The 15,074-nt window shown below is 73.1% G+C and carries 15 protein-coding genes; all 15 read right to left on the bottom strand.

Annotation, left to right across the window (positions count from 1 at the left end):
• Positions 1–51 precede the first annotated feature (51 nt).
• The 15 genes from ABZ459_RS15055 to ABZ459_RS14985 all read right to left on the bottom strand — a co-directional run bounded on the left by ABZ459_RS15055 (position 52) and on the right by ABZ459_RS14985 (position 14,999).
• Entirely contained in the window at positions 52–2,715 is a 2,664-nt protein-coding gene (locus ABZ459_RS15055) for a fumarate reductase/succinate dehydrogenase flavoprotein subunit (protein ID WP_357970591.1), read from the bottom strand.
• On the bottom strand, positions 2,716–3,429 hold the full coding sequence (locus ABZ459_RS15050; protein WP_357970589.1) for an ABC transporter ATP-binding protein: 714 nt from the start codon (positions 3,427–3,429) through the stop codon (positions 2,716–2,718).
• Positions 3,426–4,319, bottom strand: a complete 894-nt coding sequence (locus ABZ459_RS15045) for an ABC transporter permease (protein ID WP_357970586.1) — start codon at positions 4,317–4,319, stop codon at positions 3,426–3,428. The genes ABZ459_RS15050 and ABZ459_RS15045 overlap by 4 nt, the downstream gene beginning before the upstream one ends.
• Positions 4,316–5,731: an ABC transporter substrate-binding protein gene (locus tag ABZ459_RS15040; RefSeq protein WP_357970584.1), complete on the bottom strand. Its 1,416-nt coding sequence runs from the start codon at positions 5,729–5,731 to the stop codon at positions 4,316–4,318. The genes ABZ459_RS15045 and ABZ459_RS15040 overlap by 4 nt, the downstream gene beginning before the upstream one ends.
• 10 nt (positions 5,732–5,741) lie before the next feature.
• On the bottom strand, positions 5,742–5,969 hold the full coding sequence (locus ABZ459_RS15035) for a 4Fe-4S dicluster domain-containing protein (protein ID WP_357970582.1): 228 nt from the start codon (positions 5,967–5,969) through the stop codon (positions 5,742–5,744).
• Positions 5,966–6,721 (bottom strand): GntR family transcriptional regulator, encoded by a 756-nt coding sequence (locus tag ABZ459_RS15030; protein ID WP_357970581.1) that lies wholly within the window; start codon positions 6,719–6,721, stop codon positions 5,966–5,968. The genes ABZ459_RS15035 and ABZ459_RS15030 overlap by 4 nt, the downstream gene beginning before the upstream one ends.
• An 86-nt stretch (positions 6,722–6,807) precedes the next feature.
• Positions 6,808–7,347, bottom strand: a complete 540-nt coding sequence (locus ABZ459_RS15025; RefSeq protein ID WP_357970580.1) for an OsmC family protein — start codon at positions 7,345–7,347, stop codon at positions 6,808–6,810.
• Positions 7,348–7,371: 24 nt separating this feature from the next.
• Positions 7,372–7,992 (bottom strand): VOC family protein, encoded by a 621-nt coding sequence (locus ABZ459_RS15020; protein ID WP_357970579.1) that lies wholly within the window; start codon positions 7,990–7,992, stop codon positions 7,372–7,374.
• The gene (locus ABZ459_RS15015) at positions 7,989–8,555 is read right to left on the bottom strand and encodes an alkylhydroperoxidase domain protein (RefSeq protein ID WP_357970576.1); all 567 of its coding nucleotides are present in this window, start codon (positions 8,553–8,555) and stop codon (positions 7,989–7,991) included. Before ABZ459_RS15015 ends, ABZ459_RS15020 begins: the two co-directional genes overlap by 4 nt.
• Positions 8,552–9,136: a CMD domain protein gene (locus ABZ459_RS15010; RefSeq protein WP_357970575.1), complete on the bottom strand. Its 585-nt coding sequence runs from the start codon at positions 9,134–9,136 to the stop codon at positions 8,552–8,554. The genes ABZ459_RS15015 and ABZ459_RS15010 overlap by 4 nt, the downstream gene beginning before the upstream one ends.
• Positions 9,133–10,125, bottom strand: coding sequence for a putative FMN-dependent luciferase-like monooxygenase (locus ABZ459_RS15005; RefSeq protein WP_357970573.1), 993 nt, complete (start codon positions 10,123–10,125; stop codon positions 9,133–9,135). The genes ABZ459_RS15010 and ABZ459_RS15005 overlap by 4 nt, the downstream gene beginning before the upstream one ends.
• On the bottom strand, positions 10,122–11,669 hold the full coding sequence (locus ABZ459_RS15000) for an ABC transporter ATP-binding protein (protein WP_357970570.1): 1,548 nt from the start codon (positions 11,667–11,669) through the stop codon (positions 10,122–10,124). The genes ABZ459_RS15005 and ABZ459_RS15000 overlap by 4 nt, the downstream gene beginning before the upstream one ends.
• On the bottom strand, positions 11,666–12,454 hold the full coding sequence (locus tag ABZ459_RS14995; protein WP_357970568.1) for an ABC transporter permease: 789 nt from the start codon (positions 12,452–12,454) through the stop codon (positions 11,666–11,668). The genes ABZ459_RS15000 and ABZ459_RS14995 overlap by 4 nt, the downstream gene beginning before the upstream one ends.
• On the bottom strand, positions 12,451–13,380 hold the full coding sequence (locus ABZ459_RS14990) for an ABC transporter permease (protein WP_357970566.1): 930 nt from the start codon (positions 13,378–13,380) through the stop codon (positions 12,451–12,453). The genes ABZ459_RS14995 and ABZ459_RS14990 overlap by 4 nt, the downstream gene beginning before the upstream one ends.
• A complete protein-coding gene (locus ABZ459_RS14985; protein ID WP_357970563.1) occupies positions 13,377–14,999 on the bottom strand; it encodes a TIGR04028 family ABC transporter substrate-binding protein in 1,623 nt (540 codons plus the stop codon). The genes ABZ459_RS14990 and ABZ459_RS14985 overlap by 4 nt, the downstream gene beginning before the upstream one ends.
• Positions 15,000–15,074 lie beyond the last annotated feature (75 nt).

Genomic DNA, 15,074 nt, shown 5'->3' with positions numbered 1-15,074 from the left:
CTGGTACCAGGGCGGAGTTCCCCTGCGGACAGGGCCGGTCGGGCGGTGTGGTCACCGCCGGGACAGGGCCTTGCCCGCGTGGGCGCGCACGTCGGCGTCGGTGTCGGCGAGCGCGTCCCGCAGGGCGGCGGCCACGTCCGGCGAAGCCGCCCACGGGGCCAGCGCGAGCACGGCGGCCTTGCGCACGTCGAGGTTGCCGTCCGACAGCGCCGCCACCAGCGGCGGCGCCGCCGTCCGCGGGCCGGCGGCGGCCAGGCAGCGTGCCGCCCCCACCCGCACCTCCCACGCCGGGTCCCGCAGCCCTCGTACGGCCTCCCGCTCCAGCGGCTCCCCCACCGCGCCGGACGCCTCCAGCGCGGCGGCCCGCACCAGCGGGTCGCCGTCCCCGGCCAGCACCGCCAGCGCCGCGGACGGCTTCCCGACCGCCCCGATGCCCTTGGCCACCCACACGCGCACCTCCCGGGAGGCATCGCCCGCCGCCCCGGCCAGCGGGCCGGACTCGTCCAGCGAGACCAGCCCGCGGACGGCCGCGATCCGCACCCGGTGGTCGCCGTCCGCGAGTGCGTCCGCGAACACCGGCGTGCCGCCGAGCCGCAACGCGCGCAGCACGTCCAGGACCGCGGCCCGGACCAGGGCGTCGCCGCCGGTCAGCGCGCCGGTCAGCGCGCGGCCCAGCTCCGGGGTGGCCGGCAGCACCTCGACCAGCTCCACCAGGCCGGTCGCGGCGGCCCTGCGCACGGTGCCGTGCGGGTCGGCGAGCGCGGCGGCCAGGGCGGCGCCCGTCCCGTCCGGCACGGTCTCGGTGAGGGTGGCGATGGCGGCCCTGCGCACCTTGGGGTCGGGGTCGGCCAGGTAGGGGGCGAGGTCTTCGGCGGACGGCTGCTCCTCGGCCAGCCGGTTCAGCTCCAGGATGCGCGGCGAACGGCCGACGGCGGCGCGTCCGCGACGTGCCCGCGGCGCCCGTCGCACGGCGGCGGTGGCCGCGACCTCCAGCGTCACCGGCTCGGCGGCGACGGGCGCGAACTCCTCGACGGGCACCAGGTAGGGCTCGACGGGCCGCTTGACGAACTCCGTCGCGCCGTCCGCGCGTCTGCGCGGGTTGAGGTGGAACAGCCAGCCCGCGTCGTCGCGACCGGGCAGGTCGGCGCGCTCGTGGTAGAGCCCCCACCGGCTCTCGGTACGGGTCAGCGAGGCGCGCGTGGCCAGCTCCGCGCAGTCGCGGATGAAGTCCACCTCGACGCAGCGCATCAGCTCGTGCGGCGTCCGCCCGCCCATGGAGGCGATCTCCGCCCGCATCCGCTCGAACGACTCCAGCGCGATCTCCAGCTTCGCCGCCGTCTTGGGCGGGGCCACGTAGTCGTTGACGAAACGGCGCAGCTTGTACTCCACCTGCTGCTGCGGCGGCCCGTCCGGGTTGCGCAGGGGCCGGTAGACCAGCTCATGGGCGGCGGCCACCTGGTCCTCCGGCAGGGGCGCCCCGGGGGCTCCGTGATGGGCGGCGGCGTGCTCCCCGGCCAGGTCGCCGAAGACGAACGCGCCGATCATGTAATTGTGCGGCACGCAGGCCAGGTCGCCCGCCGCGTACAGGCCGGGGACGGTGGTCGCGCCGTGCTCGTCCACCCACACGCCCGACGCCGAGTGGCCGCCGCACAGACCGATCTCCGAGATGTGCATCTCCACGTCGTGGGTGCGGTAGTCGTGGCCGCGCCCGGCGTGGAAGGTGCCGCGGGTGGGGCGCTCGGTCGAGTGCAGGATGCCCTCGATGGCGCTGACGGTCTCGTCGGGGAGATGGGAGAGCTTGAGGTAGATGGGCCCCCTGGCCGAGGCGATCTCGGCGGAGACCTCGGCCATCATCTGGCCCGACCAGTAGTCGGAGTCGACGAACCGCTCCCCCCGGTTGTTGACCTGGTACCCGCCGAACGGGTTGGCCACGTACGCGCAGGCCGGGCCGTTGTAGTCCTTGATCAGCGGATTGATCTGGAAACATTCGAGGCCGCTCAGCTCGGCCCCGGCGTGGTAGGCCATGGCGTAGCCGTCCCCGGCGTTGGCCGGGTTCTCGTAGGTGCCGTAGAGGTAGCCGCTGGCGGGCAGGCCGAGCCGGCCGCAGGCGCCGGTGGCCAGGATCACCGCTCCCGCGCTCACGGTGACGAACCGCCCGGAACGGGTGTCGAACCCGGCCACGCCGACCGCCCGTCCCTGCGAGGTGAGCACCCTGACCGGCATGACCCGGTTCTCGATGCGCACCTTGTCGCGGATGTGCCGCTGCCGCAGCACCCGGTAGAGCACCTTCTTGACGTCCTTGCCCTCGGGCATCGGCAGGACGTAGCTGCCCGAGCGGTGGACCCGGCGGACGGCGTACTCGCCGTGCTCGTCCTTCTCGAACTTCACGCCGTAGCGTTCCAGGCGGCGGACCATGGCGTGACCCCTGGTCGCGGTCTGGTAGACGGTCTTCTGGTTGACGACGCCGTCGTTCGCCCTGGTGATCTCGGCGACGTAGTCCTCGGGGGTGGCCTTGCCGGGGATGACCGCGTTGTTGACGCCGTCCATGCCCATGGCCAGGGCGCCGCTGTGCCGTACGTGGGCCTTCTCCAGCAGCAGCACCCGCGCGCCGCGCTCGGCGGCGGTGATCGCGGCCATGGTGCCCGCGGTGCCGCCGCCGACGACGAGCACCTCGCACTCCAGGTGCAGGCGGTCCTCGATCGGGGGGATCTCCATTCACAACTCCTTGAGGATCAGGTCACGCAGGGCCGCCCGGTCCGCGCCGGGCTCGCGGGGGCCGGGCACGTCGATCACCGCGCGGACGCCGCCGTGGCCGAGCACCACGACCCGGTCGGCGAGCAGGAGCGCCTCTTCCACGTCGTGGGTGACGAAGACGACCGTGGCGCGGGTGTCGCGCAGCACGTCGAGCAGGAGCGCCTGCATGCCGGCGCGGGTCTGGGCGTCGAGGGCGCCGAACGGCTCGTCCATCAGGACCGCGCGCGGCGTCCCGGCCAGCGCGCGGGCGAGCTGCACGCGCTGGCGCATGCCGCCGGACAGCTCGCGGGGCAGCCGGTCGCCGTGCCCGGCCAGGCCGACGCGGGCCAGCCACTCCTCCGCCGCCGCCCGCCGCTCGCGCCTGGGCAGCCCGCGGATGCGCAGCGGCAGCTCCACGTTGCGCCGGACGGTACGCCAGGGCAGCAGGGCGTCGTCCTGGAAGACCATCGATCGGTCGGGCGAGGTGGCGGCGATCTCCGTCCCGCCGGCCACGATCCGGCCGGCGTACGGGCGCAGCAGCCCGGCCAGCGCCCGCAGCAACGTGGACTTGCCCGACCCGGACGCGCCGACCACGACCAGCACCTCGCCGGGGCGCACGGCCAGGTCGACCTGGCGCAGGACCGGTTCGCGGGCGTACCCGAGCGACAGGGACTCCAGCGTGATGCCGAGCGTCATGACCGGCCTCCTCCGGCGCGCGGCAGCCACCGCGTCGCCCTGCGCCCGGCCAGCTCGACGGCGGCCGAGGTGAGCCAGCCGAGCAGGCCGATGGTGACCATTCCGACGATGACCGCCGGGTAGTCGACGATCGTGTACGACATCCAGGTGCGGTAGCCGACGCCGAACTCGCCGGAGATCATCTCGGCCGAGATCACGCAGATCCACGCGACGCCCATGCCGACGGACAGCCCGCCGAAGACACCGGGGAGCACCCCGGGCAGCACGACGTTCACCAGCACGTGACGGCGCCGGCCGCCGAGCGTCCTGACCGCGTCCTCCCACAGGGTGGGCAGTGCCCGCACGGCGTGGCGGGTGCTCACCATGACCGGGAAGAAGGCGGCGGTGAACGTGATGAACACGATGCCCTGCTCGTCGGCCGGGAACAGCAGGATCGCCATGGGGACCAGCGCGATGGCCGGTATGGGGCGGACGGCTTCGAGCAGCGGGCCGAGCACGTCGCCCGTCCTCGGCGACCTGGCCACCAGCACGCCGACGGCGATCCCGGCCACGGCGGCCAGGCCGAAGCCGGTGAGGATCCTGCTCAGGCTCTGCAGGAGGTCCAGGTAGTAGGTGCGGGTGGCGAGCTGGCGGGCGGCCTGGGCGGCGATCTCGTCCAGGCTGGGGAGCCGGTCGAAGCGCAGCCACAGGCGGGCGTCGGTGACGGTGAGCAGTTGCCACGCCCCCGCGGCCACCGCCACCGAGGCGGCCCTGACCGCCCACCGCGCCCCTCTCCCGCCCCGCGGGCCGGGCCCCTTCCGGGGAACGACGGCGCCCGCTTCAGCAGGCGCGCCCACGGCGGCCGGCAGGGCGGCGGGCGGGGTGGCCGGCGGTGTTTCTGTGCTGGTCATCGGGGGTCGCCGGCCTTTCTGGCGGCCTTCAGGGCGGCCTCGTAGGTGACGGGCCGGGTCCTGGGGTGGGCCTCGCGGTAGGCGTCGGCGCCGTCCTGGGTGGTGAACGGGAGCAGGCGGCCGGTGGGGGCGGCGGCCGGGTCCTCCAGCCACACCGAGCGGTCGGCGAACCACCGGGTGCCGGTCGCCGCGTCCGGGACGTACGCCGCGCGCACCTTCCCCCCGGCCCCGGCGACCTGCCGGAGCAGGCACGTCGGCGTGGCCGCGGGACGGGTGTCCCGCTCGCCGGTCAGCCAGAGCTCGGAGGCCGTCCGCGGATCGCCGGCCGGGATGCCGCAGGCGGCGTCGTTCCCGGTGACGGCGGCCGGGTTGGCGGTCGAGGCCCGGTCGGCGTCGTAGGCCGGCCCGTACGCCCTGCGCAGGTAGGTGTCGTCGACGAAGGAGGCGACGTCCACGCCGGAGAAGTCAGGGCTGATCCGCTTGAGGTAGGTCACGTCGTGCTCGTGCGCCGCCTGGAGCCGCTGCTTCAGCGTGACGTCGAAGGTGGCGATGCCGCCCCGCCCGTTGTAGAGGTAGACCACCTCGGGCGGGAGCCCGGTCGCGGCGGCCACCGACTCGGCCGCCGCCAGCGGGTGTTCGTGCAGGTAGCGGGTGGCGTCGATCTGGGCCTTGAGAAAGGCGTCCACGACCTGCGGATACTTCTTCGCGTACGCCTGCCGCACCACCACGCCGTGGAAGGTCGGCACGTCCAGCGCGGAGCCGTCGTACAGCAGGCGGCCCTTGCCCTGGAAGGCGAGCAGGCCGGGCCAGGCCACGAACTGGGCGTACCCCTGCACGCCGCCCGACTCCAGTTGCGCGGCCCCGACCGCGGGCTGGTGGTTGACCGTCTCCACGTCCGTGACGCCCGCCTTCTCCAGGGCCTGGACCAGCGTCCCGTGCCCGGCGGAGCCGACGCTGGCCGAGACCTTGGCTCCGGCGAGGTCGGCCAGGGTCCTGGCCTTGGACGCGGGCGGCACGAGCACCATGTTCAGCCCGCCGCGCAGGTTGTAGCCGGTGATGGAGACCAGCTCGGTGCGCGCCTCCGGGTCGGCCTGCGTGCGGGCGGCGTTGATGAGCAGCGGATAGTCGCCCATCGAGCCGATGTCGATCTTCCCGGCGACCATCTTGGCGGTGATGGGCGCGCCTGTGTCGTAGTCCTGCCATTCGACCGCGTACCTTGGGCCGAGCCTGTTCTCCAGGTAGCCGAGCGAGCGCAGCAGGGTGCCCGCGGTCACGGTGTTGATGGTCTTGGACTGGTAGCCGACGACGATCCTGATCCGGTCCTCGCCGCCGGTCGCGCCGGAGACCGAGCAGCCGGCCGCCGTCAGCGCGACGGCCGTCAGCGCGGCCGTCGTCAGAGCCTTACGCAGCATCGCGCTTCCTTCATCGCAGCAGGTAGGGGATGTCGATGGTGACCGCGTCCACCGGGCACCTGGCCGCGCACGGCCCGCAGTACCAGCACTCGTCCACGTGCATGTACGCCTTGCCGGTCACCTCGCTGATCGCCAGGGAGTCCAGCGGGCACGCCTCGACGCAGAGGGTGCAGCCGTCGATGCACAGCGCCTCGTCGATCGTCACGGGGACCTCGACGCGCTGGTTGACCAGGGTCATGACCGTTCCTCCTCCGGGGTTCTGCGCAGGTGCCCGCGCATCGTGAGCCGGTCGCCGCGGAAGCGCACGAACTCCAGGTCCACGGGCCTGCCGTCGGCCAGGTGCGTGAGCCGTTCGACCATGAGCAGGGCGGCGCCGCGGGGCGTGCCGAGCGCGGCGGCGGTGTGGGGGTCGGCGTTGACCGCTTCGAGGGTGAGCTCGGCCATGCCGAGGGGCTGCCCGGCGATCCGCTCCAGCAGCACGAAGATGTCGTTGTTGACCAGGTCCGCGGCGAACAGCGGCTCGCCGGCGTCGCGGACGAGGTAGGTGAGGTCGAGCGAGAGCGGCAGGCCGTTCAGGCTGCGCAGCCGTTCGAGGTAGACGACCTGCTCGCCGGGGGCGAGGCCGAGCCGCCGGCTCACCGGGGCGGGCGGCTCGATGAGGGTCATCGTGCGGACCTGGTTGACGACCCGGCCGTGCTCGTGGAGGGTCTCGGCCAGGCCCAGCAGGCGGTGCAGGCCGTGCGGGTACTTCTCGGCCGCGACGGTCGTGCCGACGCCGGGACAGCGCTCGACCAGCCCTTCCGCGCGGAGCAGGTCGAGCGCCTGGCGCACGGTGTTGCGCGAGGCGCCGAACTCGCGGGCGAGCGCCGCCTCCAGCGGGAGCTGTCCCTGGGGGAAGCTGCCCTGGATGATCTGTCTTCTCAGCAGGTCGGCGACCTGGCGGGCACGATCCGCCCGAGGCCGCCGATCGTCGAGCGCCACCGGTTCCATGCCTTCAACCTAGTTCGCAGGTAGGAAAAAGGGGATAACGGTGAGGTTGCGCCACTCACGCCGGGCCGGAACCCGGCGCTGACCTGCTACGCGACGGGCAGCTGCGCGGGATCCGCCACCCGGACGATCGAGCCGCTGATCTGCTGCGGGTTGCGGATCAGGTTGAGGATCGGGCACACCCGCTCGACCTCGGCGTGCAGCCCGGCCAGCTGCTCGTCGGAGGCGGGCGAGCCGATCAGCACCTCGTAGCGGAAGTTGTGCGGGTACACCGGGACGCCCTGGTCGCCCGGGAGCTGGGCCCTCGGGTCGTACTCGGCGCGGACGTCCACCTCCAGGGAGTCGATCGGCACCTCCAGCTCGGCCGCCTTGATCAGAAAGATGTGCGTCACGCAGCTCCCCAGGACGCCGGCCTGCAGCTCGGGCGAGCCGGGGCCGAGGTCGTAGCCGGCGAAGTCGGGGCCGCTGTCGCTGATGATCTGGAAGTCCCTGATCCTGATGCGCCGGATCCCGCTGCGGCCCTCGGCCGTGACGTGGGCGTGCAGCGGCACCGGACCGGCCGCCGGGGCCTCCCGGCGGGCCAGCAGGGCGGCGCGCTTGTGCGACAGGTACTCGCGAAGGGTGCTCATGGGTCTTTCTCTCTCGAACGGGGTTCAGCTCAGGGTCACGTGGCCGAGCGGGGTGTCGATGACGGCCCGCAGGGCGGGCTCGGGCCCCTCGGTGACGTCGAGCGTCACGTCGAGGGCGGCCAGGTCACGGCGGAGCGCGGCGGGGGCGGGATGGACGGCGGCGAAGGAGACCAGGCCGAGCAGCGGCAGGTCCGTGGCGGCCGGGTGGGTGGTCGTCCCCCAGTCGATGAGGAAGGGCACCGGCCGGATCGCCGCCGGGTCCTCGCGCCGGGTGAGCCGCCACTCCAGCAGCTCGCCGGACGGGGTGCGCCGGGACAGCGGTTGCACGTCGCCGGGGTCGTAGCCGCGCTCGCGGGCCAGCTCCACGGTCTTGTCCAGGTCCTGCGGATGCACGGCCCAGGCGGCCAGGCGCGGCTCGGTCAGCGTCGCCAGCCCGAACGCCCTCGGCCGCACCTCCGACTCCGGGTCCGGCCCGATGATCTCCAGGTACGCGGTCGGCCCGAAGCGCACCAGGTAGTTCGCGGTGCCCCCGGGATGGCTGCCGCCCCGGACGGGCCGCACGCCGGTGCGCGCGGCGAAGTCCTCGACCCCCGCGAGCAGGTCGGGAACGGCATAGACAAGGTGGTCGAGGTGACGGTCGGTCATCGGTGGTCCTCCGGTTCGCCGAGTGAGAGCATGAGCCGGTTCGCCCAGTTGAAGAAGGCGGCGGCGTGGATGGTGTCGCTGATCGCCAGGTCGTCCAGCCCGGCCGCGCGCAGCGCCGCGATGTGCTCGGGCCCGAACTCCACTGGCGTGGCGGCCAGCGCGACCGAGGCGTCGACGACCGCCCGCCAGGTGCCGTCCTGCGGCGCGTCCACCCCCTCGTCGAGCAGGCGCTGCACGTCCTGCGGGCGCTTGGAGTGGTGGGCGGCGAAGCGGGCGTGCACCGACGCGCAGAACACGCAGCCGTTGCGCCGCGAGGTCGCGGTCGCGGCCAGCTCGCGCTCGGCGCGCGGCAGCCCGCCGTCGGCGTTGTAGAAGATGTCGTTGTCGGTCTTGGTGCGCGCGTGCAGGATCTCGGGGTCGCGGGCCAGCAACAGGAAGTACGGCGACGACGCCCGCGCCCGGTCCACCAGCGCCTCGTGGTGGGCCTCGGTCAGCTCCTCCGGCGCGAGCGGCGGCAGCCAGGGCCGCCAGCCGAGCTGCTCCTGGGTGAAGCCGGTGCTCACGCCGCCACCTCCGCGTTGAGCAGCCGCAACCCGCCGACCACCCGGACCTGGAAGGCGAGGAAGGCGACGAGCTGCGACAACGTCACCACGCCCGTCGGGCTCCAGCCCGCCGCGGCCAGCGCCTCCAGGGCCTGCCCGCTCGCCTCGCGGGGCCGGAACACCAGCAGGTGCGCGTGCTCGAACGCGGCGGTGAGCCGGACGCCCAGCTGGTCCGGATTGCGTACCCGGTAGCGCAGGCCCTCGTCGCTCTCGGCGGCCAGCGGCGCGGGGTAGACCCCGTACGGGCCGGTGGTGGCGCCCGCCTCGACCTCGGTCTCGACGGCCTTCAGCAGGCCGGGGGCCAGCTCGGCGAGCCGGTCGGCGTAGAAGCCGGCGACGACGGCGTCGCGGTGCAGCCCGGCCACGAAGGCCGCGACGGTGTCGCGTTCGACGAGCGTGACCTCGCCCTCCTCGTCGGGGGTGAAGAGCGCGTCGAAGCCGCGCTGGGCGTGCTCGCGGGCGGCCGGCCGCAGGTCGCGCAGCTTGTCGAGGCGGGAGCCCGGTCTTATCCCGGCCAGGTGGTCGATGACGTCGTTGATCATGTGGAGCTCATTTCGGTGGAGGGGAGCCAGCCGAGCGCGGGTGCGACCTCGGTCGCCAGCAACTCGGTCGAACGCAGGATCAGCGGGTGCGGCGGGTCCACCGAGTGCACCTGGAAGACCAGGTCGGTGACCCGTTCGAGGGTCGGATCGGCGCGCAGGCTGTCGATGACGTCCTGCGGGGTGCCCACGTGCACGTCGAAGGCGGCGATGCGGCTGTCGAGGTCGCCGCCGGGCAGCTCCCACGGCAGCCGGCCGCGCCCGAGCCCCCGCTCGGCCCAGCGCAGCGCCTCGGCGCGGCTGTCGGCCACGAACGCGGTCCGCGAGGCCACGATGCGCGGGACGACGCCCGCGGGCAGGTTCTCGTAGTAGGCGTCCACGATCGGCCGTTGCAGGTCGGCCAGCGTCGCCTGCGGGTCGTCGGCGGGTCGGGGCTGCGTGCGCGAGAGCATGAGCCCGTTGCCCGCCCGTCCGGCGCGCGCTCCTCCGGAGGCCGAGAACGTCGCCTCCCAGATCGCGCCGGGCAGCCGGGGCGCGGGCGGGTAGAGCCGGTTGCCGCCGCCCAGGTCCTCCCCCGACCAGGCCCTGAGCAGGATCGACAGGTGCTCGGCGTACAGGGCGGCGCGGTCGCCGCTGTCGTGCCCGAACGGCCCGAACGACGACGGCGTCCCGCCGCTGCCGACCCCGATCTCCAGCCGCCCGCCGGTGAGCAGGTCGAGCACGGCGGCGTCCTCGGCCACCCGCACCGGGTGCTCCAGCGGCAGCGTGATGATGCCGGTGCCGAGCCGGATGCGGCTGGTACGGGCCGCCACATGGGCGAGGAACACCAGCGGCGCGGGCAGCCCGCCCTCCTCGCCGTCGAAGTGGTGCTGGGCCACCCAGGCGGTGTCGAACCCGAGCGACTCGGCGTGCGCGATCTGCTCGGCGGCCAGCCGGTAGCGCTCCGCCGGGGGCGCCTCGTCCAGGACCCGGGTGAAGAAGCCGAGCCTCATCGCACCGGCTCCGGGATGGCGGCGAGCAGCTCGCGGGTGTAGTCGTCGGCCGGGTCGGTGAAGACCCGCCGGGTGGATCCTGATTCCACGATGCGTCCTTTGTTCATGACCGAGACGGTGTGCGAGATCTGCCGCACCACCGCCAGGTCGTGCGAGATGAAGAGGTAGGTCAGGCCGAGGTCGCGCTGGAGCTGTCCCAGCAGGTCGAGGATCTGCGCCTGGACCGTGACGTCGAGCGCCGAGACGGCCTCGTCGAGCACCAGCACCTCCGGGCCGGCGGCCAGCGCGCGGGCGATGGCCACCCGCTGCCGCTGCCCGCCCGACAGCTCGCGCGGCCTGCGCGACGACACGTCCGCGGGCAGCGCCACCCGGTCGAGGAGCTCCGCGACGCGGGCCCGGCGGGCGGCCCGGTCACCGAGCCGGAAGTTGCGCAACGGCTCCTCCACGATGTCGGCGACCGCCTGCCGGGGGTCCAGCGACCCGTACGGGTTCTGGTGGACGAGCTGGACGTGACGGCGGAAGCCGCGGCCGTCGGGGGCCCCGGCGACGGTGACCGTGCCCGACGTGGGCTCGGCGAAGCGCACCACCATGCGCGCGGTGGTGGTCTTGCCGGACCCCGACTCCCCGACGAGCGCGTGCGTGGTGCCGCGCGGCACCTCGAACGAGACGCCGTCCACGGCCCGGAACGCCCGCCGCCCCGACCGGAACTCCTTGACCAGGTCGCGCACCACGATCGCGGGCTCGGCCGCCACCGGCTCGCGAAAGGGGCGGGCCGACAGCGCGGGGGCGTGGTGCAGCAGCCTGCGGGTGTAGTCCGCGCCGGGCGCCGCCAGGACGCCCCTGGTCGGGCCCTGTTCCTCGACGCGGCCGTCCTTCATGACGACCAGCCGGTCCGAGCGGCTCGCGGCCACGCCGAGGTCGTGGGTGACCAGCAGCACGGCGGTGCCGAACTCGGCGCGCAGGTCGTCGATGAGGTCCAGGATGCGCCGCTGCACGGTGACGTCCAGGGCGCTGGTGGGCTCGTCGGCGATGATCAGCCGGGGTTCGAGCGCGACGGCGATGGCGATCAGCACACGCTGGCGCATGCCGCCGGACAGCTCGTGCGGGTACTGGCGGGCCCGCGTCTCGGGGTCGGGCAGGCCGACGCGGGTGAGCAGTTCGACGACCCGGCGCCGGACGGCGGCCCGGTCGCCGCGCTTGTGGATGCGCAGCACCTCGGCGATCTGCGCCCCGACCGTCTTGACCGGGTCGAGCGAGTTGGACGGGTCCTGCGGGACCAGCCCGATCTGGGCCCCGCGCACGGACTCCATCCGCCGCGGCGACCACGTCGCCAGGTCGTTCTCCCCCAGCAGGACGCTGCCGCGGTCGAGCGAGGCGTTGCGCGGCAGCAGGCCGATGATCGAGTGCGCGGTCGTGGTCTTGCCGGACCCCGACTCGCCGACGACCGCGACCACCTCGCCCGGCTCGACGGTGAAGGAGACGCCGTGGACCGCCGGACGGCCGTCGTAGGAGACCGCGAGGTCGCGGACGTCGAGCAGGCTCACGAGGACTCCTTGGCGATGGACCGGCTGATCCGGCCGGCGGCGAGCACGACCGCGACCACCACGGCCCCGGGCAGCGTGGTCAGCCACCAGGACGTGGCCAGGTAGTTGCGGCCCTCGGCGATGAGCAGGCCCCACTCGGGGGTCGGCGGCTCGGCGCCGTAGCCGAGGAAGCCGAGCGTCGAGATCGCCAGGATGGCCACGCCGAACTGCAGGGCGGCCAGCGCGACGACGGGGCCGAGGGAGTTGGGCAGCACGTGCCGCCACAACACGGCGGTGAACCGGCCGCCGCTGCCGAACGCGGCCTCGACGTAGTCGGTGCGGCGCACCCGGACGACCTCGGAGCGCGACAGCCGGGCGAACGCGGCGACCGAGCCGACGCCGACCGCGACGGCCACGTTCACCGTCCCCGGGCCGAGCAGGATGATCACGACCAGGGCCAGGAGCAGGCCGGGGACCGACAGCAGCACGTCGACGACCCGCATGACGGCGGCGTCGGGCACCCCGCCGAGCGAGCCGGCCAGCAGCCCGAGCAGCGTGCCGAGCAGCAGGCCGACCGCGACGGCGACGAACGCCCCCGACAACGAGTGCACGGACCCGTGCACCACCCGCGCGAACACGTCACGGCCGACGGCGTCGGTGCCGAACAGGTGCTGCCCGCTCGGCGACTGGAGCTTCTCGACCGGCACGCCGGCGATCGGGTCGTACCCGGTGAACAGCCCCGGGACGACCGCCCACAGCAGCGCCACGGCGATCACCGTCCAGGACAGGATCAGGCCCGCCCTCACGACGCCGCCTTCAGCCGCGGGTCGAGCACCGGGAACAACACGTCCACCACCAAGTTGACCAGGACGAACACCGCCGCGGCGAGCACCACGACGGCCAGCATCACCGGCGTGTCCTGGGCGGTCACGGCCTGCTCGGTGAGCCGGCCGATGCCGTTGCGGCCGAAGACAGTCTCCGTCACGACCGAGCCGGCGATCAGTTCGCCGAACGTCAGGCCCGCCACGGTCAGCGTCGGCAGGACGGCGTTGCGCGCCACGTGCCGCCACAGGATCCACCAGCGGGTGGCGCCCTTGGCCGCGATCACCGGCACGAACGGCTGCGCGTACACCTGGTCGATGCCGCGCGCCAGCACCTGCGCGATGGGCGCCGAGATCGGCACGGCCAGCGTCAGCACCGGCAGGACGAGTTGCTGCAGCTCGCCGCCCCCGATGACCGGCACCAGCCGCAGCCGGAAGGAGAAGACCTGGATCAGCAGGATCCCCAGCCAGAACGCCGGGACCGAGATGAACAGCGACGGCACCGACAGCAGCGCCCCGCGCAGCCACGACGTCCTGCTGTAGCTCGCCACGAACGCGATCACCACGGCGAGCAGCACCGCCAGCGCGAACGCCGCCGAGGCCAGCCGGGCCGTCTCGGGCAACGCCTCGCCCAGGCGCTCGACCACCGGGGTGCCGGTGTCGATCGAGTAGCCGAAGCCGCCGGTCAGGAAGCCGGTCAGGGTGCGCAGGTACTCGCCGATCGGCGAGCCGCCGCTGTAGTACGCCCGGATGTCGGCGATCTGCTGCGGCGACAGGCCGAGCTCGGGGTTCTGGAACTTGATCAGGATCGAGTCGCCGGGCAGCAGTTGCAGCAGCACGTAGCTCGCGGTGAAGGCGGCCCAGAGCACGAGCACCGCCTGCCCGGCCCGCGTCAGGAGATACCTGGTCATTGCTGGGACTTCCAGGCCGAGTAGAACCACGGCCGGGCGACCGCCTCGAAGGCCACGCCCTTGACGTACGGCGCGCCGCCGTACACCTGGGGCTCCTCGAAGAGGGGGATGGCGTAGCCCTGCTCGATCACGTACCGCTGGATCTCGGCGACCTTGGCGTTGCGCTTGGCGTTGTCGGGCTCGGCGGACTCCTCCTCCAGCAGGGTGTCGAGCTTCTTGTCCTTGGACAGGATGACGTCGCGGTTCTGGCTGTGGAAGTGGCTCTTGATGACGTCCTGGTCGGCGCGGCCGACCATGCTGTGCGCGACGGCGGTCTTCTCGGCGTCCTTGATGTCCACGGCCTGGGTGCCGGCGTCGGCGGGGCGGATCTCCAGCTGCACGCCGAGCTTGGCCCACTGCTGGCCGACGAGTTCGAGCGTCTGCTTGGACAGCGGCTGCGGGCCGGCGACGAAGACGCCCAGCCGCAGCTTGACGCCGTCCTTCTCGCGCACGCCGTCGGCGCCCTTGGTCCAGCCGGCCTTGTCGAGCAGCTGGTTCGCCCTGGCGGGGTCGTAGGCCAGGTCCTTGGACAGGTCGAGGTAGCCCTGGGCGAGGTGGCTGAGCACGGAGGTCGCCCGCGGGTAGCTCGCGGTGAACAGGGTGTCGACGACCTCCTTGACGTCGGTGCCCGCCTGCAGCGCCTTGCGCACGTCGAGGTCCTTCAGGATGCTGTTGGACGGCCGCAGGTACAGGCCGTTGTTCACGCCCCTGGTCGGCTCGGCGTAGATCTGGAAGCCGGCGTCCTTGACGGTCTTCTCGTCGTACGCCTGGACGTAGCGCACGAAGTCGGCCTGGCCGGAGGTCAGCGCGCCGACCCGGACGTTGTCCTCGGGCGTCACGATGATCTTGATCTCGTCCAGGTACGCCCGCCCCTGGTGCTTCGACGACGGCGGCGCCCAGTCGTAGTCCTTGCGCGCGGCCAGGTCCACCTCCTTGTCGACGATCTGCTTCTTCAGCGTGAAGGGGCCCGAGCCGACGATGTTCTTCAGCTGGCACTGCTGCTCGTACGGCAGCGCGATGGTCTTCTTCGACACCAGCCCGGCCCCGATGACCGAGGTGCCCTGGAGGAAGCCGGGAGAGGGCTTCTTGAAGTGGAACTTCACGGTCAGCGGGTCGACGACCTCGCTGCGCTCGTAGTTGTTGACGAACTCGGCGACCGGCAGCTTGAGCTCGGTGTTCCCGAGGCCGTACACGTCGAAGTTGGCGGCGACGGCGGCGGCGTCGAGCGGGCTGCCGTCGCTGAAGGTCACGCCCTGGCGCAGGTGGAAGGTGTATTCGGTGGCGTCGTCGTTCACCTCCCACTTGGTGGCGATCCAGGGCTCGATCTCCAGGGTCTGCGGGTTCTGCCAGGTCAGCTTGTCGGTGATCTGGTGGAGGATGCCGCCGTTGGGATAGAAGCCGGCGGCCGGCAGGTAGAGGCAGGTGGGCGGCTGGTGCTCCAGATAGGTCAGCGTGCCGCCGTAGACCGGCTGACCGCTGGACGGCGCCGCGCCGGCAGCACCCCCTTGACCACCACAGGCGCCGAGGAGCCCAACGACGGCGAGCATGACGGCTGCGGTGCGCAGGCTGGATGAGGACATGGGGGTACTGCCTTTCAGACAAAACATACCTAAAAAGTAGGAAAAGGCTACAGCATGCGCGCGACCGAAACCACC

It is taken from the genome of Nonomuraea sp. NPDC005692, from assembly GCF_040631115.1.
GTDB lineage: Bacteria > Actinomycetota > Actinomycetes > Streptosporangiales > Streptosporangiaceae > Nonomuraea.
Note: the sequence above shows the minus strand (reverse complement) of the source record. Positions and strands in the feature narration are given on the sequence as shown.